General features: G+C 72.4%; 21 protein-coding genes. 9 read left to right on the top strand and 12 right to left on the bottom strand.

The features are described 5' to 3' along the window. The first annotated feature begins 10 nt into the window (after positions 1 to 10). The gene (locus ACQP0N_RS32585) at positions 11 to 640 is read left to right on the top strand and encodes a prepilin peptidase (RefSeq protein WP_433116480.1); all 630 of its coding nucleotides are present in this window, start codon (positions 11 to 13) and stop codon (positions 638 to 640) included. A gap of 128 nt (positions 641 to 768) precedes the next feature. Here ACQP0N_RS32585 and ACQP0N_RS32580 read toward each other — a convergent pair whose 3' ends face one another. From ACQP0N_RS32580 to ACQP0N_RS32560, 5 genes are all read right to left on the bottom strand, one after another. Further along, the gene (locus tag ACQP0N_RS32580; protein WP_433116478.1) at positions 769 to 3,969 is read right to left on the bottom strand and encodes a UvrD-helicase domain-containing protein; all 3,201 of its coding nucleotides are present in this window, start codon (positions 3,967 to 3,969) and stop codon (positions 769 to 771) included. Between the two features lie 61 nt (positions 3,970 to 4,030). After that, positions 4,031 to 5,281, bottom strand: a complete 1,251-nt coding sequence (locus ACQP0N_RS32575) for a metallophosphoesterase (protein ID WP_433116476.1) — start codon at positions 5,279 to 5,281, stop codon at positions 4,031 to 4,033. A gap of 10 nt (positions 5,282 to 5,291) precedes the next feature. Beyond that, entirely contained in the window at positions 5,292 to 5,546 is a 255-nt protein-coding gene (locus ACQP0N_RS32570; RefSeq protein ID WP_355048625.1) for a MoaD/ThiS family protein, read from the bottom strand. A gap of 3 nt (positions 5,547 to 5,549) precedes the next feature. Then, a complete protein-coding gene (gene moaA, locus ACQP0N_RS32565; RefSeq protein ID WP_355048626.1) occupies positions 5,550 to 6,563 on the bottom strand; it encodes a GTP 3',8-cyclase MoaA in 1,014 nt (337 codons plus the stop codon). Beyond that, entirely contained in the window at positions 6,560 to 7,474 is a 915-nt protein-coding gene (locus ACQP0N_RS32560; protein WP_433121903.1) for a fructosamine kinase family protein, read from the bottom strand. Before ACQP0N_RS32560 ends, moaA begins: the two co-directional genes overlap by 4 nt. 152 nt (positions 7,475 to 7,626) lie before the next feature. On the opposite strand from ACQP0N_RS32560, the gene ACQP0N_RS32555 reads away from it, so the two are divergent. The 3 genes from ACQP0N_RS32555 to ACQP0N_RS32545 all read left to right on the top strand — a co-directional run bounded on the left by ACQP0N_RS32555 (position 7,627) and on the right by ACQP0N_RS32545 (position 9,413). Continuing rightward, positions 7,627 to 8,673, top strand: coding sequence for a DUF4192 domain-containing protein (locus ACQP0N_RS32555; protein WP_433116473.1), 1,047 nt, complete (start codon positions 7,627 to 7,629; stop codon positions 8,671 to 8,673). Positions 8,674 to 8,763: 90 nt separating this feature from the next. Further along, positions 8,764 to 9,099: a type II toxin-antitoxin system RelE/ParE family toxin gene (locus ACQP0N_RS32550; protein ID WP_433116471.1), complete on the top strand. Its 336-nt coding sequence runs from the start codon at positions 8,764 to 8,766 to the stop codon at positions 9,097 to 9,099. Beyond that, a complete protein-coding gene (locus tag ACQP0N_RS32545) occupies positions 9,096 to 9,413 on the top strand; it encodes a helix-turn-helix domain-containing protein (protein ID WP_433116469.1) in 318 nt (105 codons plus the stop codon). Before ACQP0N_RS32550 ends, ACQP0N_RS32545 begins: the two co-directional genes overlap by 4 nt. A gap of 51 nt (positions 9,414 to 9,464) precedes the next feature. Here the strand turns inward: ACQP0N_RS32545 and fdhD are convergent, their stop codons facing one another. Then, positions 9,465 to 10,328 carry a formate dehydrogenase accessory sulfurtransferase FdhD gene (gene fdhD, locus ACQP0N_RS32540; RefSeq protein WP_433116467.1) on the bottom strand — a complete coding sequence of 288 codons (864 nt, stop codon included), beginning with the start codon at positions 10,326 to 10,328 and terminating at the stop codon, positions 9,465 to 9,467. 47 nt (positions 10,329 to 10,375) lie between these two features. Between fdhD and mobA the strand changes: the two genes are divergently transcribed. From mobA to ACQP0N_RS32525, 3 genes are all read left to right on the top strand, one after another. Continuing rightward, positions 10,376 to 11,089, top strand: coding sequence for a molybdenum cofactor guanylyltransferase (gene mobA, locus ACQP0N_RS32535; RefSeq protein WP_433121902.1), 714 nt, complete (start codon positions 10,376 to 10,378; stop codon positions 11,087 to 11,089). Next, positions 11,086 to 11,349, top strand: coding sequence for a DUF6457 domain-containing protein (locus ACQP0N_RS32530; protein WP_357131438.1), 264 nt, complete (start codon positions 11,086 to 11,088; stop codon positions 11,347 to 11,349). Before mobA ends, ACQP0N_RS32530 begins: the two co-directional genes overlap by 4 nt. A gap of 108 nt (positions 11,350 to 11,457) precedes the next feature. After that, the gene (locus ACQP0N_RS32525; protein ID WP_433116465.1) at positions 11,458 to 12,552 is read left to right on the top strand and encodes a T3SS (YopN, CesT) and YbjN peptide-binding chaperone 1; all 1,095 of its coding nucleotides are present in this window, start codon (positions 11,458 to 11,460) and stop codon (positions 12,550 to 12,552) included. Here ACQP0N_RS32525 and ACQP0N_RS32520 read toward each other — a convergent pair. Further along, positions 12,549 to 13,505: a zinc-binding dehydrogenase gene (locus ACQP0N_RS32520; RefSeq protein ID WP_433116463.1), complete on the bottom strand. Its 957-nt coding sequence runs from the start codon at positions 13,503 to 13,505 to the stop codon at positions 12,549 to 12,551. The two genes, ACQP0N_RS32525 and ACQP0N_RS32520, sit on opposite strands and share 4 nt — an antisense overlap. A 189-nt stretch (positions 13,506 to 13,694) precedes the next feature. Then, positions 13,695 to 14,156, bottom strand: coding sequence for an Lrp/AsnC family transcriptional regulator (locus tag ACQP0N_RS32515; protein ID WP_354814963.1), 462 nt, complete (start codon positions 14,154 to 14,156; stop codon positions 13,695 to 13,697). A 107-nt stretch (positions 14,157 to 14,263) separates the two neighbouring features. On the opposite strand from ACQP0N_RS32515, the gene ddaH reads away from it, so the two are divergent. Further along, entirely contained in the window at positions 14,264 to 15,049 is a 786-nt protein-coding gene (gene ddaH / locus ACQP0N_RS32510) for a dimethylargininase (protein ID WP_433121901.1), read from the top strand. Between the two features lie 78 nt (positions 15,050 to 15,127). On the opposite strand, the gene ACQP0N_RS32505 is transcribed toward ddaH, so the two are convergent. After that, entirely contained in the window at positions 15,128 to 16,315 is a 1,188-nt protein-coding gene (locus ACQP0N_RS32505; protein WP_433116461.1) for an ABC transporter substrate-binding protein, read from the bottom strand. Positions 16,316 to 16,394: 79 nt separating this feature from the next. Further along, positions 16,395 to 17,192 carry an alpha/beta hydrolase family protein gene (locus ACQP0N_RS32500; RefSeq protein ID WP_433116460.1) on the bottom strand — a complete coding sequence of 266 codons (798 nt, stop codon included), beginning with the start codon at positions 17,190 to 17,192 and terminating at the stop codon, positions 16,395 to 16,397. Positions 17,193 to 17,277: 85 nt separating this feature from the next. Here ACQP0N_RS32500 and ACQP0N_RS32495 point away from each other — a divergent pair, with 85 nt between their 5' ends. After that, the gene (locus ACQP0N_RS32495; protein ID WP_357131456.1) at positions 17,278 to 17,868 is read left to right on the top strand and encodes a bacterial proteasome activator family protein; all 591 of its coding nucleotides are present in this window, start codon (positions 17,278 to 17,280) and stop codon (positions 17,866 to 17,868) included. Between the two features lie 4 nt (positions 17,869 to 17,872). Here the strand turns inward: ACQP0N_RS32495 and ACQP0N_RS32490 are convergent, their stop codons facing one another. Together ACQP0N_RS32490 and ACQP0N_RS32485 are read right to left on the bottom strand one after the other, a co-directional pair. After that, entirely contained in the window at positions 17,873 to 18,685 is an 813-nt protein-coding gene (locus ACQP0N_RS32490; RefSeq protein ID WP_433121900.1) for a Cof-type HAD-IIB family hydrolase, read from the bottom strand. Further along, the gene (locus ACQP0N_RS32485) at positions 18,685 to 19,506 is read right to left on the bottom strand and encodes an HAD family hydrolase (protein ID WP_433116457.1); all 822 of its coding nucleotides are present in this window, start codon (positions 19,504 to 19,506) and stop codon (positions 18,685 to 18,687) included. Before ACQP0N_RS32485 ends, ACQP0N_RS32490 begins: the two co-directional genes overlap by 1 nt. Positions 19,507 to 19,669: the final 163 nt, after the last annotated feature.

Below are 19,669 nucleotides of genomic sequence, written 5' to 3'. Positions count from 1 at the left end.
CGTCCGGCCCATGTCGGCCGCCACGCTGCTCGGGGTGGCGCTGCTCGGCGGTCTGGTCGGTCTGGTCGTACCCTCACTGGCCCGGCGGTTCGTCGATCCGCCGGCGCGGCGGATCGGGTCGGCCTGGCTCTGTCCGCCGGTGGCGGTCGTGGTGTTCGTGGGGCTCGCCACTGTGCGGCGCGACGACCCGGCGCTGCCGGTCCTTGTCGCGGTGGCGGTGGTGGGGTTGGTGCTGGCCGTGGTCGACCTCGGGTGCCTGCGGCTGCCCGACCCACTGGTCGCTGCTGCCGGCACGCTGGCCCTCGGCGGCCTGACCGGGACGGCGTTGCTGGCCGCCACTCCGGGGCGTCTGGTCGGCGCTCTGGTCGGTGCGGTTCTCTGCGGCGCGGCGCACGTGCTGCTCGCCCTGCTGCCGAGATCCCGGCTCGGCTTCGGGGACGTCAAGCTCGCCGTGGTCCTCGGACTGCCGCTCGGCTGGCTGGGACACGACGCCCTGCTCACCGGGCTCCTGCTGGCGCACCTGCTACAGGGCGGGCTGGTGGTCGGCCTGCTCGCCACGCGACGGGTACGCCGCGACACCCTGCTCCCGCTCGGGCCGGCCCTGCTCGCCGGCGCGTGGCTCGGCGTGCTCCTCGGCTGAGGTTGTGGCATGCCCGGCACGGCGCGTTCCCGCCGGCCCGCCCGAAAGAGCGTGATGCCTCTGAGTCATCTTGATGCCTCTGAGGCATCACGCTCAACGTGCCACCTGGCCTCCGCGCCCCCCAGGGCTCAGATCAGGCGGAGTTGGCGGTCCTTGGGGCGGCGGGGTTCGGTCTCGCCGAACCGTTCGAACAGGCCCGGATCGATCGAGGCGAGGAACGGCGAGGGTGTGCAGTCGCGCTCCGTGCCGTGCCGGGTACGGCGGGCGGCGTGGCTGACGTACAGCCGGTCCTGGGCCCGGGTCAGGCCGACGAAGAAGAGTCGGCGCTCCTCGGCGACCGCGTCCTCGTCGGGCGTCGAGCCGGGCCAGCGCAGCGGCAGCAGCCCGTCCTCGGCGCCGACCAGGAAGACCACCGGGAACTCGAGGCCCTTCGCGGCGTGCAGGGTCAGCAGAGTAACCGCCTCCGCGCGCGGGTCGAGCGCGTCCACCTCGGCGCCGGTGGCCAGCTGCGACAGGAACGCCTCCACGTCGTCGCCGCAGCGGTGGGCCAGCGGGGTCAACAGGTCCACCGCCGAGCGCACGTCCTCGGGGCGGGCCCCGCTACCCGAGCCGTCCAGGGTCGGCACCGCGAACCGCTCGGCGACCGTCTGACCGGCCAGCCGCACCCGGGCCGCCAGCGACCCGGCCAACCCGTCGGCGTGCCGCAGCTCGCGGGCGATCGCCGCCACCCCGGGCCGGTCCCGGAGCCGGTCGTGCGAGCGCTTCTGCACGGGGATGTTGGCCCTGGTCAGGGCGTCCACGATCGGAGCGGCCTGTGCGTCGGTGCGGTACAGCACGGCGATGTCGGAGAACGACAGCGTGGTGGACCGGCCGTCGATCCGGCCCGAGTCCAGCGATCGGTGCGACAGTCCGCCGACCAGTTCGTCGACGGTCCGGACCACGAAGTCGGCCTCGTCGACGACGGACGACGCCGGGTATCGGCCGACCAGCGGGGCCTCCGGGTCGAGCCGGGCCGGATCCAGTCGCCGGCCCTGGACCAGCGAGGACGGCGCGATGGCCTGCACGGCGGCGGCCAGGATCGGTGCCGACGAGCGGTAGTTCCGGTTGAGCCGGACCAGCCGGGCGTCCGTGAAGTCCTGCGAGAAACGCAGGAAGTAGCCGACGTCGGCGCCCCGGAAGGAGTAGATCGCCTGGTCCGGGTCACCGATCGCACACAGGTTGCCGTCGGTGGGGCTGAGCAGCCGCAGCAGCTCGTACTGCACCGCGTCGACGTCCTGGTACTCGTCAACGAAGATCCACCGCCAGCGGTCCCGGTACCGCTCGACGAGCTTGCGGTCCGCGCGCAGCAGCTCCACCGGCAGTGTCACCAGCTCGTCCAGGTCGACGAGGTCCTGCATGCGCAGCCGCGCCGTGTAGCCGGCGGTGTCGTCACCCGCCTCTGACCGGGCCGTCGCACGCTCGGCGTCGTCGGCGATCCGGAAGCCGGCCGGCAGACCCGCCGCGTCGGCGTTCTCCCGCAGAATGGCCAATCCCAGCGCGTGGAAGGTGCCCACGGTGACGTCCTCGGCGACCGGGCCGAGCAGCCCGTCGAGGCGGTGCCGCAGTTCCTCGGCCGCACGGCGGGTGAACGTGATCGCCAGGCAGTGCTCGGGGAAGACGTTCAGCTCCGCACAGAGGTACGCGATCCGGTGGGTCAGCGTCCGGGTCTTGCCGGTGCCCGGTCCGGCCACGATGAGCAGCGGTCCGCCGGGCGCGGACGCCGCCACCCGCTGCATCGCGTCCAAGCGGTCCAGCAGGCCGGTGCCGACCTCCTCCATACCGGAGAGCATCGGCTCGAACGGTTCGTGAGGTGACGGCGGCGGCGCGATCGGTGGCGCGGGAGGCGGGGCCGGCTTGCGCTTCGATTCGGACTTGGCCGCCGCCGGGCGCTTGGCCGTCGCGCGAGCCGCCGGCTCCGCCGGACGTCGCTGCGACGGCACCGACACGGGTACGTCGAACAGCGTCTCCTGCGCCGCGCCAGCGCCCCTGCCCAGCTCCGCCGGATCGAACAGCGTGATCACCCCGTACTCGCCGTCGTAACCCGGCACTCGGCGTACGTCGCCCCGCCGCAGCCGCCCGATGCCCTCGGCGAGCAGCTCACCGCCGGCCTGCGCGATGTCGGACAGCGGCGTCGTGGTCAGAATTTCCAACTCGGGGCCGAGCGCGGCGAGCAGCTCGTTGAGCCGCCCCTCGACCTTCTTCGACCGGGCGCCCACCTTGTTGATCTCGCCGAGGATCTCGGCGAGCGGCACCAGATGGGTGACGTCCCGGGCGTGTGCCGGCCGGTGCCCCTCCGGACGGTCCGCCAGCTCCTCCACGCGGCTCAGGACGCCCACGGTGAGCGGCTTGCCGCACTCGGGACAACGTCCCCCGGCCTCCCGGGTCCGCTCCGGCGGCCAGTTGACGCCGCAGAGCCGGTGCCCGTCCGCGTGGTACTTGCCCTCCTCGGGGAAGAACTCGACGGTGCCGGCCAGGCCGACGCCGGTGCGCAGTGCCTCCCGGACGGCGAAGTAGTCCCGCTCGGCGGTCAGCACGGTCGCCTCCCGGCCGAGGGCCGGCGGCGAGTGAGCGTCCGAGTTGGAGACGAGCTGGTACCCGTCCAGGCTGCCGACCCGCCAGTTCATCGCCGGATCGGACGAGAGACCCGTCTCCACGGCGAAGATGTGCTCGGCCAGATCGGCGTAGCAGTCGGCGATCGCGTCGAAGCCGGACTTCGAGCCCAGCGCGGAGAACCACGGCGTCCAGATGTGGGCCGGCACGAGATAGCCGTCTGAGCTGGCTTCGAGGGTGATCTCCAACAGGTCCCGCGAGTCCAGGCCGAGGATCGGTCGACCGTCGGAGCCGAGGTTGCCGATCCGCCCGAGAGCGGTGTTGAACCGGGCCACCGCCTCCAGATCGGGCAGGTAGACCAGGTGATGCACCTTGCGCGTCCGGTCGTCCCGCTTGTAGATGGTGGAGATCTCCACGCTCAGCATGAAACGGACCGCGTCCGCGTCGGTCGTACCTGCCAGTCGCGGCGGCAGCCGGCGGGCGATGTCGCGCTCCGTCTCCGGGCTGAGCCGGTAGAGCCCCGGCTCGGCCGGCCGCAGTGTCTCCACCAGGTGGTCGTACCAGGCGGGGTGGGTGAAGTCGCCGGTGCCGAGCAGGGCGATGCCCTTGCGCCGCGCCCACCATCCGAGGGTCGGCAGGCTCAGGTCCCGGCTGCACGCGCGCGAGTACTTCGAGTGGATGTGCAGGTCCGCGACGAAGGGCGCAAGGCCACCGGGGGGTACGTCACTGAACGGGGGCACGCCGCATCCTGTCACGCCCGCCACGCGGCCCGCCTTCCGCCACGCGCGGACGTGACCTCTGCTATGCCGAGCGCAACTCCACGAGGCTGATCTGCGGCTCGGCGCCCACCCGCACCGGCGGACCCCAGAAACCGGCGCCGTTGGTCACGTAGACCTTCGTGCCGTCGACCTCGCCGAGCCCGCTCACCACCGGCTGCTGGAGACGGACCGCCAGGTTGAACGGCATCACCTGACCACCGTGCGTGTGTCCGGAGAGTTGCAGGTCGACGCCGTAGCGAGCCGCCTGCTTGGCGGCGAGCGGCTGGTGTGCGAGCAGGACGACCGGGCGGCTCGGGTCGCGGTCGCCGAGGGCGCCCTCGAAGTCCGGGCCGGCGGCCAGGCCGGTGCCCTTGGGGTCCGCGTTCAGGTCGTTGACGCCGGCCAGGTCGAGCACACCGCCCCGGGCCTGGATCTCCTGCCTGCGGTTCTGCAGGACCCGCAGGCCGAGGCGGTCCACCTCCTGCACCCACTCCTCGACCCCGGAGTAGTACTCGTGGTTGCCGGTGACGAAGAAGCTGCCGTACCGGGAGCGCAGGTCACGCAGCGGCGCGGCGGCCGGGCCCAGCTCGGCGACCGAACCGTCGACCAGGTCGCCGACGACCGCGACCAGGTCCGCGTCGAGGCGGTTGATCGCGGCGACGATCCGTTCGGTGTGCGCCCGGCCGCGCAGGGGGCCGAGGTGGATGTCGGAGACGGTGGCGATACGCAGGCCGTCCATGCTGCGTGGGAGCTTGGCCAGGGGGATCCGCACCCGGTCGAGGTGGGGCGGGCCGAGTGCCGTGCGGACGCCGTACCCCGTGATGCCGGTGGCGGTGAGACCGGCGAAGATGGCCGCGCCGCGCGCCAGCAGCAGGCGACGGGCCGGGTCGTGGTCCGGTGCCGCGACCGCGCCGACGGCCGGCGGATCGGCGGGCCCGGCCGCCCCGACCAGCACCGGCTCAGGCGCGGCGGTGGTCGACTCGGCGACGGTCACCCGGCGGCGCAGCACCAGCCGCGCGATGAGCATCGGCACTTCCAGCACGACCAGCGTGACCAGCAGGTAGAACATGACGGCGAGCCACAGGTAGCCCGGCCAGGCGAGCCAGTAGAGGCCGGCCTGCGTGCCGACGAGGGTGACCGGCACGAGCACCGCCAGCACTCCGGCGGCGATCCCGCCGACGCGCCGCCAGCGACCCGGCGTCGTCGTGTCCCGGACGAGGCGCTTCCACAGGTAGAGGTGGACAAGCCCGGTGACCAGCGCCAGTACGCCCAGGAAACCCAGAACCGCCAACATGTGCGCCCCCTCAGCCGCCCGCGAACGGGGGTAGGACATCGATCGTGGCCCCGCCCGGCAGGGGTGCCCGACGATCATGGCAGGTGACGCCGTCCACGAGGAAACTGGCCACCCGCAGCACGGCGGCCAGTCGGTCGCCGTGCCGCTGGGACAGCTCGGCCGTCAGGTCGTCGAGAGACCGGCCGGCTGGCGTGACCTCCTCGGAGCGGCCCGCGGCGGCTCGCGCCCCGGCGAAGTAGCGGACGGTCAACGGCCTCGGTTCCACGACTCAACCCCCGATCGCGGACATCGGCCGGGTCGGCTGGAGGAAGGTGGGGTCGTCGATGCCGTGCCCGGCCCGCTTGCCCCACATCGCGGTACGCCACCGCCGCGCCAACTCGTCGTCGGTCGCGCCGTCGCGCAGCGCCGCCCGTAGGTCGGACTCCTCGGTGGCGAAAAGGCACGCCCGCACCTGGCCGTCGGCGGTCAGCCGGGTGCGGTCGCAGTCGCCGCAGAAGGGCCGGGTGACGCTGGCGATCACGCCGACCCGGGCCGGGCCGCCGTCGACCAGCCAGGTCTCGGCGGGCGCCGCGCCGCGCTCGGCCGGGTCGGGGCTGAGGTCGAACCGGGTACGCAGGGACGCCAGGATCTCCTCGGCGGTGACCATCGTGCTCCGGTCCCAGCCGTGCTGCGCGTCCAGCGGCATCTGCTCGATGATCCGCAGGTGGTAGCCGTGGTCGAGCGCGAAGCGGAGCAGAGCCGGCGCCTCGTCCTCGTTGACCCCGCGCATCAGGACTGAGTTGATCTTTACGGGGTCGAGACCCGCGGCCGCCGCCCCGGCGAGCCCCGCCAGCACCGCGTCCAGGCGGGGACGGCGGGTGAGCTGGGCGAACCGGGCCGCGTCCAGGGTGTCCAGCGAGACGTTCACCCGGTCCAGGCCGGCCGTCCGCAGCGCGGGCGCCAGCCGGTCCAGGCCGATGCCGTTCGTGGTGAGCGAGATCCGGGGGCGCGGATCGAGCCCGGCGACCGCACCCACGATGCCGAGCAGTCCGGGACGGATCAACGGCTCCCCGCCGGTGAACCGCACCTCGGTCACACCGAGCTGCTCGACGGCCACCCGGACCAGTCGGACGATCTCCTCGTCGGTGAGCAGCTCCGGGCCGGCCAACCAGGGCAGTCCCTCGGCCGGCATGCAGTACGTGCACCGCAGGTTGCACTTGTCGGTGAGGGAGACGCGCAGGTCCCGCGCGACGCGGCCGTACCGGTCGACGAGGACGCCGTCGGTACGTCGGTCGACACTCACCGGTCGACCGTAGCGCGCTCGACGCCACCCAGGGCGGCTCGGGCGACCTGGACAACCGCATCGCGGTAGCCGGCACCGAAGAGCGCGGTGTGCACGAGCAGCAGATGCAGCTGGTGCAGTGGCACCCGCTCGCGCCAACCGTCGGCCAGCCGCCAGCTCTCCCGGTAGGCGGCCAGCACCCGGTCCAGGTGCGCGATACCGCCGAAGAGCGCCAGTTGGGCGAGGTCGGTCTCGCGATGCCCGCCGTGCGCCGCCGGGTCGACCAGCCAGGCCCGCTCGTCGATGCCCCAGAGCACGTTGCCCGGCCACAGGTCGCCGTGGACGCGGGCCGGCGGCTCGTCCCCGCCGAACTCAGCGACGCGCCCGATCACCCGCTCGATGAGCGCGGCATCGCTGCTGGTCAGCGCACCGCTGTCGACCGACAGGCGCAGGTAGGGGATGAGTCGCCGCCGCGCGAACCACGTCGACCAGGGGCCGTCGTCGGGGGTGTTGTCCTGGGCAAGCGCACCGATGAAGCCGTCCCAGGGCGCGCCGAAGGCGGGCGCGCCGGCCCGGTGCAGGGCGGCCAACTCCCGACCGAAGCGATCGGCGGCCTGCGGCGTCGGCTCGCCGGGCTCCACCCAGTCGAGCGCCAGCAGGTCGGGCAACGCGACGATCACCTCGGGTACGCCGATCGCGTCGGCCTCCCGCAGCCAGCGCAGCCCGGCGGCCTCGGCGGCGAAGAAGCCCTCGGGCACCGGCCGGTCGGACCCCTCGGGCCAGGACTTCGCGAAGACCGAGTGACCGTCGTCGAGCGTCAGCCGGGCGGCGGCGCAGATGTCGCCTCCGGCGACCGGCGTCTCCCGGAGCCGTTGGTGGGTCCGGAACGTCGGCAGGTGTGCCGGATGCGCGCGCAGGTACGCCAGGTCCATCAGCGCACGGTAGCGGCTGCCCATGACACCACGGTGTCGTGTGAGCACATCGAATCGCTTCTACCTCCGCAAATACGCTCCGTAGTTGTGGATAAGTCGCGTGTCATCCACAGGGTCTGGAAGGCTCCGCGGTTCGGACGCAGCCTTCCTGCATGACCTCGACCGAACGTCCGAAGCTCTCCGTACGCTCGCCCGCAGATCTGATCGCCGCCGTGCCGTACCTGCTCGGCTTCCACCCGGCCGACAGCGTGGTCGCGGTGGCGCTGCGCGGTCGACAGATCATCTTCGCCGCCCGCGCCGATCTGCCCGAGCCCGCGACGGACCCGGTCGACCGTGCGCGGCACCTGGCCGGGGTGATCCACCGCCAGGGCGCGGACGCTGCCACCGTGGTGGGCTACGGGCCACCCGAGAAGGTGACCCCGAGCGTGGACGCGGTGCGCGCGGCCCTGACGGCTGCCGGCCTGGAGGTGCTCGACGCGCTGCGGGTGACCGACGGCCGGTGGTGGTCCTACCTGTGCACCGAGGTGGACTGCTGCCCGCCCGAAGGTCGGCGCTACGACCCGCAGGCCAATGCGGTGACCGCGTCGGCCGTGTTCGCCGGTCAGGTAGCCCTCCCCGATCGGGCCGCCCTCGTGGCGCAGGTGTCGCCGGTGGCCGGCCCGGCCCGCGAGGCGCTGCAGGCGGCCACGGTCCGTGCCGAGCGACGGCTGGTCGAGCTGATCGAGCGGGCGCCCGCCAGCGACCTGCTGGGCGGGCGGGCCGTACGCTCCGCCGGGGTGACGGCGGTCCGCGACGCGCAACGACGACACCGGCGCGGTGAGCGGCTCGACGACGACGAGGTGGCCTGGCTCAGTCTGCTCCTCGGGCACCTGCCGGTCCGCGACCACGCCTGGGAACGCACCGACGGCCGCGACCGGGACATCGACCTCTGGACGGACGTGCTGCGCCGGGCCGAGCCGGAGTTGACCGCCGCGCCCGGCGCGCTCCTGGCGTTCGCGGCGTGGCGGGCGGGTCAGGGGGCCCTGGCGGCGGTAGCGCTGGAGCGCACGCTGAGCCTGCACCCCGAATACTCGCTGGCCCTGCTCCTGGACGACCTGCTCCGGCGGGGCGTACCCCCCTCCGAACTGGACGGCTGGCCCTCGGTCGGCATGCCCGGCGTGGTCCGCCCCCGCAAGCGACGTCGACGTGGCCGCCGCTGACCCGGGCGCGGTGCGCTCCCGACCGCGAGCCCACGCTCATCTCGTCACACAACCATGCTGCTTATCGCAAAATTGCTATAGTGGGTGCGCGTGCTCTGGCTAGTTCTCTATCACCCGGAGGCCATGGTCGAGCGGGACGCACTGCCCGCAGCTGAGCGGGCGGCAATCGATCACGCCGTCGAGAAGCTGGAGAGTCTGGGTCCCAATCTGGGTTATCCCCATTCGAGCAACGTCCCTAGCGCGGTCAACCTGCGCGAACTGCGCCCACGGGGAGGCCGGAGCCGGTGGCGCGCCTTCTACTCGGGCGTCGGCGCGGCGTTCGTCATCGGCGCCATCGGCCCGGAAGCCGGTGTCCATCGCCGAGGCTTCGCCAGGGCCGTCGTGGCGGCCGAGGAGAGGATCAAGGATGTGGAGGAGGAGTGGTGAAGGTCGGTGATCTCACGACCGCTCAGCAGGTCGTCGATGGGGACCGCGGTCAGGACCCGGCGTTCCGCGCAGAGTGGAACCGAACGGCCTTCGCCCGTGACGTCGCTCTCCGCATCGTCCGCTACCGAGCCGAGAACGGGCTGACCCAAACGGCGCTTGCCCGACTGGTGGGCATGACCCAGTCGGTCATCGCGCGACTGGAATCCGGTGACCAACCGCCGTCCATCGCCACGCTCGCCAAGCTGTCGGCGGGGACCGGCCTGGAGTTCGAGTTCAAGATCTCGCACGGCATCGTCGAGGTCGAAGCCGCCTGAAGCGAGTGTCTGTAGGCCGACATCGCCGATGTGGTGTGTCCGTCGCTCGGGTCAGGTTGGCTGCTCGACGGTGATCCGCTGTGGGCCGGCGTACACGTTCATGGTCCGGCCGCGCAGGAACCCGACGAGCGTCATCCCCGCCTCCTCGGCCAGCTCGACCGCGAGGGTGCTCGGCGCGGACACTGCGGCCAGCAGCGGCAGTCCCGCCATCCAGGCCTTCTGGGTCAGCTCGAAGCTCGCCCGGCCGGACACCAGCAGCAGGTGCCCGGTCAACGGCAGGTGCCGTTCCCGCACCGCCCAGCCGATGACCTTGTCCACGGCGTTGTGCCGGCCCACGTCCTCCCGCAGTGTCACCAGCTCTCCGGCCGGGGTGAACAGTCCCGCCGCGTGCAGCCCGCCGGTGCGGTCGAAGGCGTGCTGGGCGGCCCGCAGCCGGTCGGGCAGCTCGGCGAGGAGCGTGGCCGGTACGACGAGCGGGTCCCCCGCGACCGGAAACAGTGAGCGGGTACGGACGGCGTCGATGCTGGCCTTGCCGCAGACCCCGCAGGAGCTGGTCGTGTAGAAGTTCCGGGACGGGTCGGTGCTCGGTTCCGGGACGCCGGGGGCGAGCACCACGTCCACCACGTTGTACGTGTTCGGAGTCTCCGCGCCGGAGCAGAGTTGAGCGGTCAGCACGTCGTCGGTGGACCGGATCAACCCCTCGGTCAGCAGGAAGCCGATCGCCAGATCCAGGTCGTCTCCGGGGGTGCGCATGGTGACGGCGAGCGGCTTGCGTCGGCCCGGACCGGCCGGGCCGACCCGGATCTCCAGCGGCTCCTCCACCGAGAGGGTGTCGGGCCGTCTGACGGCTGCGCGTCCGTCGGCCGCGTCCAGGTCGATCCGTAGTACGCGCCGTCGGTCAGTCGCCCGTCCCATCCCGCCATCCTGCACCCCACCCCGGCCGGCCCGCACGGCCGCCGCTCATCAGGCACCCGCAGCACCCGGCGGCCGGGCGCCGGCACGGCTACCGTGACCGGGTGGGGACGTACGCCGCCGTGGTGCTCGCGGGTGGGGCCGCCCGCCGGATGGGCGGGGTGGACAAGCCCGCGCTGCCGGTCGGTGGTCGCTCGATGCGCGACCGGGTGCTGGCCGCGGTGGGGGACGCCGCGCCCCGGGTGCTGGTCGGGCCTGCTGACGGCGTGCCGGACGACGTACGGGTGACGCGCGAGGATCCACCCGGAGGCGGGCCGGTCGCCGCGACGGCGGCCGGGTTGGCGCTGCTCGACCCCGACACGACGCTCGTCGCGCTGCTCGCCGCCGACCTGCCGTTGCTCACCCGCGCCGCGATCGGCGACCTGCTGACCCACCTCGCCGCCGCTGGAAGGCCAGCACCAGCCGCCCCGGCGGACAGCCCGGCCGGCATTGTCCTTTACCCCGAGCCTGTCGACGGGGTGTGCTTCGTCGACGCGGACGGACGGAGGCAGTCGCTCTGCGGGGTGTGGCGGGTCGATGCGCTGCGGGCCGGGCTGCTGCGGCTGGCCGCCGAGCGGGGCGGCAGTCTGGCCGGTGCTTCGACGCGGGCGCTGTTGGCCGGTCTGGCGATCCAGGACGTGCCGTGGGCCGGTGCCGGTCCGCCGCCCTGGTTCGACTGCGACACTGACGAGGACGTACGCCGGGCGGAGGAGTGGGTGCGATGACGGTGTTGGACGACTGGGTCACGGCGGCCTGTGCCGAGGTGGGTCTGGACCCGGCCGAGGTGCCGGTGCCGGCGGTGCTGGACCTGGCCCGCGACGTCGCCCACCAGGTGGTGCGACCGGGTGCGCCGGTCAGCGCGTACCTCCTGGGGCTGGCCGTCGGTCGCGGCGCCGATCCGGCGGACGCCGCGGCCCGGCTCAGTGCCCTCGCGGCCGACTGGCCGGTCGGCCTCGACGCCGAACTCGCCGACCCCACCTCCTGACCGCCGCGCCCCGTGCGGGTGTCACGACCCCGGGTGTCCGATCCCGGTCCGGGCTGATTCGAGCCGAGTGGACCGTGGGTAGGGTGATCGGAACGGACGGAGGCGATCATGACGGCTGACCACCCCTCGGCGTCGGACGGAGAGCCCGGCGGTACACCCGAGCCGGCGGAGTCGATCCTGCTCGACGACCCCAGCACCACCGATCTGCGGGCCAAGGTGACGGAGGCCTGGCGGGAGTTCGCCCGGATGCTCGCCCTGCGGCTACGGGAGCTACCGGCCGGCGCGCACCTCGAACTGACCCTCGATCCCACCGCCTCCGGTACGGGTGACGCCGTCTACTCGATCAGCGTCGACGCGACCGACGACGGCGGTCTCTCCGCTCGGGCGGTCGGTAACGCGGCGCTGCCGCAGGGCTACCGGCTGGACCGTGCCGCCGTGGCGGACATGGTGGCGCTCGGCTGGTCCCCGCCCGGCGTGGTGGCCGGCTCCGGCGGCGCGTTCGGGCTGGACGGCACGGTGGCGGAGGCCAACCGGATCGCCCCGCTGCTGTCCCGGACGCTGCGCGACGTGTACGGCGCACCCCACCCGGCCTTCCTCGTCTACCTGGTGCACGACGCCGAGGGCGAGCCGCTGGCCGTCGAGCCGTTGGGTACCGCGCGCAGCGAGTTCGGCCCGGACGCTGACGTGGAGGGGGACCTTCAGGAGGCGTTGGCCGAGGCGGCCACCGACCGGGACGACGTGTTGGACCTGCCGGATCGCGTCCGTACCGTCGTGTCGACGATGTTGAAGTCCGACGCCGAGCGGTTGCAGGTCGACTCGGACGGCGACATCACCATCCGGGCCGGCTCGGCGATGGTCTTCGTGCGGGTGCGGGACAACCCGCCGCTGGTGGACGTCCTCTCCCCGATCCTCACCGAGGTCGAGCCGACCGAACGGCTCTACGTCAAGCTGTCGGAGCTGACCAACCGCATGCCGATCGGCCGCCTCTACTGTGCCGACGACACGGTCTGGGCTTCCATCCCGGTCTTCGGCCGTAACTTCCAGGCGACCCATCTCATGCTGGCCGTGCAGGTGATGACCGGTCTCGCCGACGAGTTGGACGATCGTCTGCACGGTGAGTTCGGCGGCAAGCGCTTCTTCGGCGAGGGCGACAAGCCGGTCCGCGGTGACGATTCCCAGCACCGTACCGGCATGTACCTCTAGGCCACGTCCAACAGGGTCTTGCCGACCGTCGCGCGCGCCTCGATGGCGGCGTGCGCGTCGGCGGCGCGTTCGAGGGGGAAGCGCTGGCCGATCAGCGGCCGGAGCTGCCCGGCCGCCGCGTCCGCCAGGACATCGATGGTGTACGCCCGCAGCCGCGCGGGCGTCACGTCCGGCCGGATCAGCGTGATCCGGCGTTCGGCGGCGGCATCCGGTGTCACGGGAGACCACTCGCCGCTGGCCAACCCGTAGCTGATCATCCGGCCGCCCGGGGTCAGCAGCTCGAACGCCGCTCTGGCCACCGAGCCGCCGACGCCGTCGAACACCGCGTCGACCCCGCCCACCGCGTCGCGGACGCGATCGGCCCAGTCCGGCCGCAGGTAGTCGACCGCCACGTCGGCGCCCAACCCGGGCAGCAGGGCCAGCTTGCGCGGTCCGCCCGCCACGCCGATCACGCGTGCGCCGGCCCGCGTCGCGATCTGGACGAGCATGCTCCCCACCCCACCCGCGGCGGCCTCGACCAGCACGCGGTCACCGGCGCGGACGCCGACCGCCTCGACGAGCATGGTGGCGGTACGCCCGTCGGCGAGCAGCGCCACGGCCGCGTCCAGCGCCAGCCCGGCCGGCACGTCGATGGGCGCGGACGCGTCCACCGCGACCTGTTCGGCGTACCCGCCGGCGCCGCCGGTGGCGGTGACCACCCGTTGCCCGATGCGGGCCGGGTCGACATCCGACCCGACGGCGGTGATGACGCCGCCGACGCCGTTGCCGGGGATCAGCGGCGGGGTGTACCGGTTCGGCCCGGGACGGCCCGAGCGCTGCTGCGTCTCGACGAAGGTGACGTTCGCGTGCGCGACGTCGATCAACACCTGGCCGGGGCCGGGCGTCGGGTCTGGCGCCGGGCCGGGCGTCAGCACCTCGGGACCGCCGAATTCACGTAGCCAGATCGCCCGCATGCAGTCCTCCTGGTTGTCCTTTGCACTGCTTCCACCGACGCAACACTTTCCGCACCGCACTGTCGCCTGGAGGGAAGCAGAGCAAAGGAATGACAGCCAGGCCGCCATGAGTCCAACACCTGAAGCAGACTTGAGGTCAAGCGCGGACGGTCAAGCCGCGAATCGCGGGTCGAGCCGCGCGGTGGACGGTCAGGCGCCGGTGGACGGCCCGACGCCGGGGGATTCGACCAGCCGGGACAGCACGATGGTGCTGCGGGTGGACGTCACGAACGACTCGGCGCGCAGCCGTTCGAGGGCCGCCTCGAGGTGTGCGATGTCGGCGGCGCGCAGGTGCACCAGCGCGTCCGCCTCGCCGGAGACGGTGTACGCGCCGACCACCTCGGGGTGACGGCGGGCGGCCACGCCGATCTGCGCGGGGGTGGTCCGGCCGGCGCAGAACAGCTCGACGAACGCCTCGGTGGTCCAGCCGACGGCCGCCGGGTCAACGACGGCGGTGAATCCCCGGATGACGCCGGTGGCGCGCAGTCGGTCGACCCGGCGCTTGACCGCCGGGGCGGAGAGTGACACCCGGGTGCCGATGTCGGCGTACGAGGCACGGGCATCAGCGACGAGCAACGCAATGATCCGCTGGTCAACGGCGTCTATCTGCAACGTTCCGCCTCTGGGAAGCAATGGTTGTGGCTGTTACCAAAGTTCAACGATACCTACTCTTGGTGACCGTGAACCAGCAGCGAGTCTCGCGAAAGCGGACATATCTCATGTGCTCGCCCGAGCATTTCGCGGTCGAGTACGCGATCAATCCGTGGATGGACGTGACCACCCCGGTCGACCGGGACCTGGCCGTCAAGCAGTGGGACCGACTGCGCGAGACGCTCGTCGGTCTCGGCCACGAGGTGCACCTGCTCACGCCGGAGCCGGGGCTGCCCGACATGGTGTTCGCCGCCAACGGCGCCTTCGTGGTCGACGGCAGCGTCTACGGCGCGCGGTTCAAGCACGAGCAGCGGACCGCCGAGGCCGCCGCGCACCACGCGTTCTACGAGCAGCAGGGCTGGCGGTTCATCGCGCCGAGCGAGACCAACGAGGGCGAGGGCGACTTCGCGTACGTGCCGGAGGCGCACGGCGGACTCATCCTGGCCGGGCACGGCTTCCGTACCGAGATCCCGGCCCACGCCGAGGCGCAGGAGGCGCTGGGTCGCCCGGTGGTGTCGTTGCGGCTGGTCGACCCGCGCTTCTACCACCTGGACGTGGCGCTCGCCGCCCTCGACGACGCGAACGTCGTCTACTTCCCGGGGGCGTTCTCCGCAGCCAGTCAGCGCGTCCTCACGCAGCTCTTCCCGGACGCGGTGATCGCCGACGACGAGGACGCGTTGGCCTTCGGGCTCAACCTGGTCAGCGACGGCGCGAACGTGGTGCTCAACAGCGAGGCCACCCGACTGGCGGGCAAGCTCAAGGCCGCCGGTTACACACCGGTGCCGGTGGAGCTGGCCGAGCTGAAGAAGGGCGGCGGCAGCGTGAAGTGCTGCATCGCCGAACTGCGGCACTGACCCGAACGGCGCCGCGTACGGCAGGGGCCGGCCTCCCGTGGGGAGGCCGGCCCCTGCTTCGTCCGGTGGGCGCCCGTTCTAGCCCAGGGTGGCCAGCTCGTTGATCAGCACGTTCGACATGACCTGACCGTCCTGCTGGACCTCCCGCAGGTACCACTTCTGCTGCGGGGTACGCGGCTGGTTGAACTGCCAGATGCCGCGCGGGCTGTCGATCTGGCCGATCTTGCCCAGCGCCAGGTTGACCTGCTGCGGGGTGGGCGCGCCGCCGGTCAGCTGGATGGCCTGGTCGAGCACCTGGGCCGCGTCGTACGACGCCATCGCGTAGGTCGTCGGCGTGCTCTGGTGCTTCTTGCGGTACGCCGAGGCGAAGACCCGGTTCGACGTGTTGTTGAGGTCGGCCGAGTAGTTCAGGGCGGTCTGGATGCCCAGCGCGTCCCGGTCCAGGCTGTCCAGCACGGCGCCCTCGGTGAGGAAGCCGGGGGCGTACACGGGCCCGGAGAACTGGTCGCGCAGCTGCTTGATGAACTCGACGGCGGCCGCACCCGCGAAGAAGCAGAACACGGCGGTCGGGTTCTTGCGCAGCGCCTTCTCGATGTCCGCCACGTAGGTGGTCTTGCCCGGGTTCGGGGTGGGGCTGGTGTTGGTCACCGGGTCGGCGATGCGCGGGTCGGTGGGCCCGAACTCCTGCCTGAAGCCCCGCACGACGTCCGGGCTGCCCACGTTCTCCGGCATGATGATCGCGATCCGGCCGTTCGCCGGGAGCTGGTCGCGCAGGTAGCGGCCGAGCGCCCGCCCGGCCTCGTCCAGCACGTACGAGGTACGCCAGATGTAGACGACGCTCTGCAGGCTGCTCGGTGAGGCGTTCGACCCGATGAGCGGGACTCGGGCGTCCTCGATGGTGTCGCGGATACCCACCATCACCGACGAGTTGACCACGCCGGTGAGCGCCAGCACGTTCTGCTTGAGGAGCTGGTCGACGGCGGCCTTGCCGGTCTTGGCGGTCTCGCCCTCGTCGGCGGTGAGCAGCTCGACCGGGTGCCCGCCCAGTTGCTGGTTGTGCAGGTCGAGGAAGAGTTGGAAGCCGTTGGTGATGTCGTCACCGATGGACTTGAACCCGCCGCCCTTCGGTGCGATCAGACCGATCTTGATCGGGCTCTTGGCGACGGCCGGTTGGTCGCCGGTGTCGGAGCCGCACGCGGTGGCGAATCCGGTCGTACCGAGCGCGGCCAACAGTTGGAGCGCCCGCCTGCGATTCATCTGCGACACCGAGTTCCCTTCCAGGAGCGTTGCAGGGCGAACAGCGCCCCTCCGGCGTTCTACCTGGTCGGCGACGCTGCGTCAATGGCTATAGATCATCGTGCAGGGACCGCAACGCATCCCGCACCCGGGGCCAGGCCGTGGACTCCGGGTCGATCAGCCCGAAATGCTCGCATCCCGGCAGCTCGACAAGGGAGATATCGGATTCCACGGTACGAGCTGCCACCACGAAATCCCGGCTCATCGAGACCGGCACCTGTTCGTCAAGTGAGCCATGCATCACTACCGTGCGTGTTGGTATCGGTACCAATAATCGTGGATCGGTCGCCGCGTACCGGTCCGGCACCTCCTCCGGACCGCCACCGAGCAGCGCGGCCACCGCGCCCGAGTCGAGGTCCAGCCGGTACGCCTCGGCGAGATCGGCCACCGGGGCCAGGGCCAGCACCCCGCCCACCGTCGACGGCGCGGTGGCCGCCGCGTACAACGCCAGGTGGCCACCGGCGGAATGACCGATCAGGATCGGCGCGGCCCCGCTCACCCGACCGGGCAGCGCCTGCGCGACCAGCGTCGGCAGCGCCGCGATCCCGGCGAGGGCGTCGGCCAACGTGCCCGGCCAGCCACCGCCCGGTTGCCCGGTGCGCCGGTACTCCAGCTGCGCCACCGGGTACCCGTCGGCCGCGAGCGCGGCGGCCAGCGGTCCGGTGTGCCGCCGGTCGTACCCGGCCCGCCAGAAGCCACCGTGCACCACGACGACCAGAGGCCGGGCCGGCCCGGAACCGGCTGGGCGGCGAAGGTCGGCGATCTGGTCGGGGTGGTCGCCGTACGCCACCGTCCGGTCCGGCGCGGGCGCCGGCCGGGTCAGCACCGCGCGTGGGTCGGCAGACATGGCGCGACGGTAGCGCGCCCCGCCCGGGTGGTTCGGCCCAGGGGAGTCGGTCCCGGGCGGCGTGGGCCGGACCTCCTGGGTAAAGATGGACCCCATGACCGCTGAGCAGAACGACCAGCCCGGCCCCGACGACTCCGGCCACTCCGGCACCGTGGTGGTGGTCGGTCCGGACGGGCGGCCGATCGGCACCGTGCAGACCGAGGAGGGTCAGGGCGAGGACCCGACCCGCCTGGTCGAGCAGCCGGCCAAGGTGATGCGGATCGGCAGCATGATCAAGCAGCTGCTGGAGGAGGTCAAGGCCGCCCCGCTGGACGACGCCAGCCGGCACCGGATGCGGGAGATCCACGAACGCTCGATCGTCGAGCTGAAGGAGGGTCTCGCGCCCGAGCTGCGCGACGAGCTGGAGCGGATCTCGCTGCCCTTCACCGAGGACAAGGCGCCCAGCGAGAGCGAGCTGCGCATCGCGCACGCCCAGCTCGTCGGCTGGCTGGAGGGCCTGTTCCATGGCATCCAGGCCGCCCTGGTCGCCCAGCAGATGGCCGCCCGGGTCCAGCTTGAGCAGATGCGCGGCGGCCGGCAGGCGCTGCCCAGCGGCCCCGGCGGGGTCGTCCCCGGCATGCCGGGCATCGGCCAGCCGGGCGGCGGTGAGGGTCACAACACCGGCCAGTACCTCTGACCGGTCACTGGACCCCGAAGACCTTCTCCAGGTACGCGGCCACGCCGTCCTCGGAGTTCGAGCCGGTCACCTCGTCGGCGACCGCGAGGACGGCGGGGTGCGCGTTTGCCACCGCCACGCCGCGCCCCGCCCAGCTCAGCATCGGTACGTCGTTCGGCATGTCGCCGAAGGCGACCACGTCCGCCGCGGCCACGCCGAGCCGGTCGCAGTACCAGTCGAGCCCGGCCGCCTTGGTCACCCCGGCCGCGGAGATCTCCACCAGCCCCGAGGACGACGAGTGCGTCGCCTCGGCCAACCCCTGCAACGCCCTGGCGATCAGCGCCGCGAACGCGTCCGGGTCCTGCTCGCCGGCGCGGGCGAGGAGCTTCACCGCCGGCACGGAGAGCAACTCCTCCGGCGTCTCGATCGGCCGGATGGCGTCGGCGTCGGCATCCCAGCGCAACGGGTAGTCCGCCTCGTGACGCATCTCCCGGCTGTCCAGGATCTCCACGGCGAAGCGGATGCCGGGCACCTCGGCGCGCAGCCGGCGGGCCACCTCCACCAGATGCTGTGGCGCGAGCGGGTCGGCCCGCAACACCTCGTCGTTGAACGGGTCGTAGACCACGGCGCCGTTGGCGCAGACCGCCGGCAGGGGCTCGGTCAGCTGGTCGTACACCATCTTGAGCCAGCGGACCGGGCGGCCGGTGACCAGCACGACCGGCGTGCCTCGCGCGGAGATCCGCGCGAGCACGTCGGCGGTGTGCTGGCTGACCGTGTGGTCGTCGCGGATCAACGTGCCGTCGATGTCCGTGGCTACCAGCCGGGGTGTCTCTCCCATCATCGGGAGAGTAGTCGGTCCAGATACACCGCCACCCCGTCGTCGTCATTGCGCAGGGTCACCTCGTCGGCGGCCGCGCGGACGTCGGGGTGAGCGTTGGCGACCGCCACCCGCGACCAGCCGGCCCACTCGAACATCGGCAGGTCGTTGGGCATGTCGCCGAAGACCAGCACGTCGGCCGGATCGACCCCGAGCGTCTGCGCCACGACGGTCAGCCCGGTCGCCTTGTCCACCCCGGGCGGGCAGATCTCGATGAAACCGAGCCCGGCCTGGGTGAGCGTGGCGACCTGCGGCTCGACGATCCGACGGGCCACCTCCAGCAGTTCGTCCACATGGTGGTCGGCGGTTCTGGCGAACGCCTTGAGCACGTCACAGGAGAGGCACTCGTCACGGGTACGCGCCTCGAACCGGTCCTGGTACGGCCAGCTCGGGTGGTAGTCACCCCAGAGCGGGGCGTCGTGCTCGTCGGACGCCTCGACCATCACGGTCAGCGGGCCGACCTCGGCCTCCAGGTCGGCGAGCAACCGGGCCAGCACCTCGGCGGGCAGGCGCTCGTCGCGCAGCACCACCGGACCGGCCGGGTCGCTCTGGTCGACCACACGTCCGCCGCCGGCCATCACCAGAAAGTCGGCGGCGCGGATGTCGTTGCGGGTCAGCTCGGTCAGGCGAGGGCCGCGTCCGGTCGCGCCGACGACCGGAATACCGGCGGCCCGCACCCGGTCGAGCACCCCGTGGGTGTACGCGGAGACGGTGTCGTCACTGCGGACGAGTGTTCCGTCGAGGTCGGTCGCGATCAGCTTGGGCAGTCCCGGGCGGGTCATCGTTCCTCCTTCGCCCGCCGCCGTCGCAGCCAGCCGTGCGGTCCTGGTCGAGACCCGGCGTGACGGCGGGCAGCAACCGTACCTCGCGGAAAGGGTCGCAACCATGGCTTCCCGGCGAATCGGGCACCAACGCGCGGCACCCGACAGGTGTCCAACCCCCGCC

It is taken from the genome of Micromonospora sp. CA-246542, assembly GCF_050942905.1.
Lineage (GTDB): Bacteria > Actinomycetota > Actinomycetes > Mycobacteriales > Micromonosporaceae > Micromonospora.
This window is presented reverse-complemented; position numbering and strand designations above follow the sequence as displayed.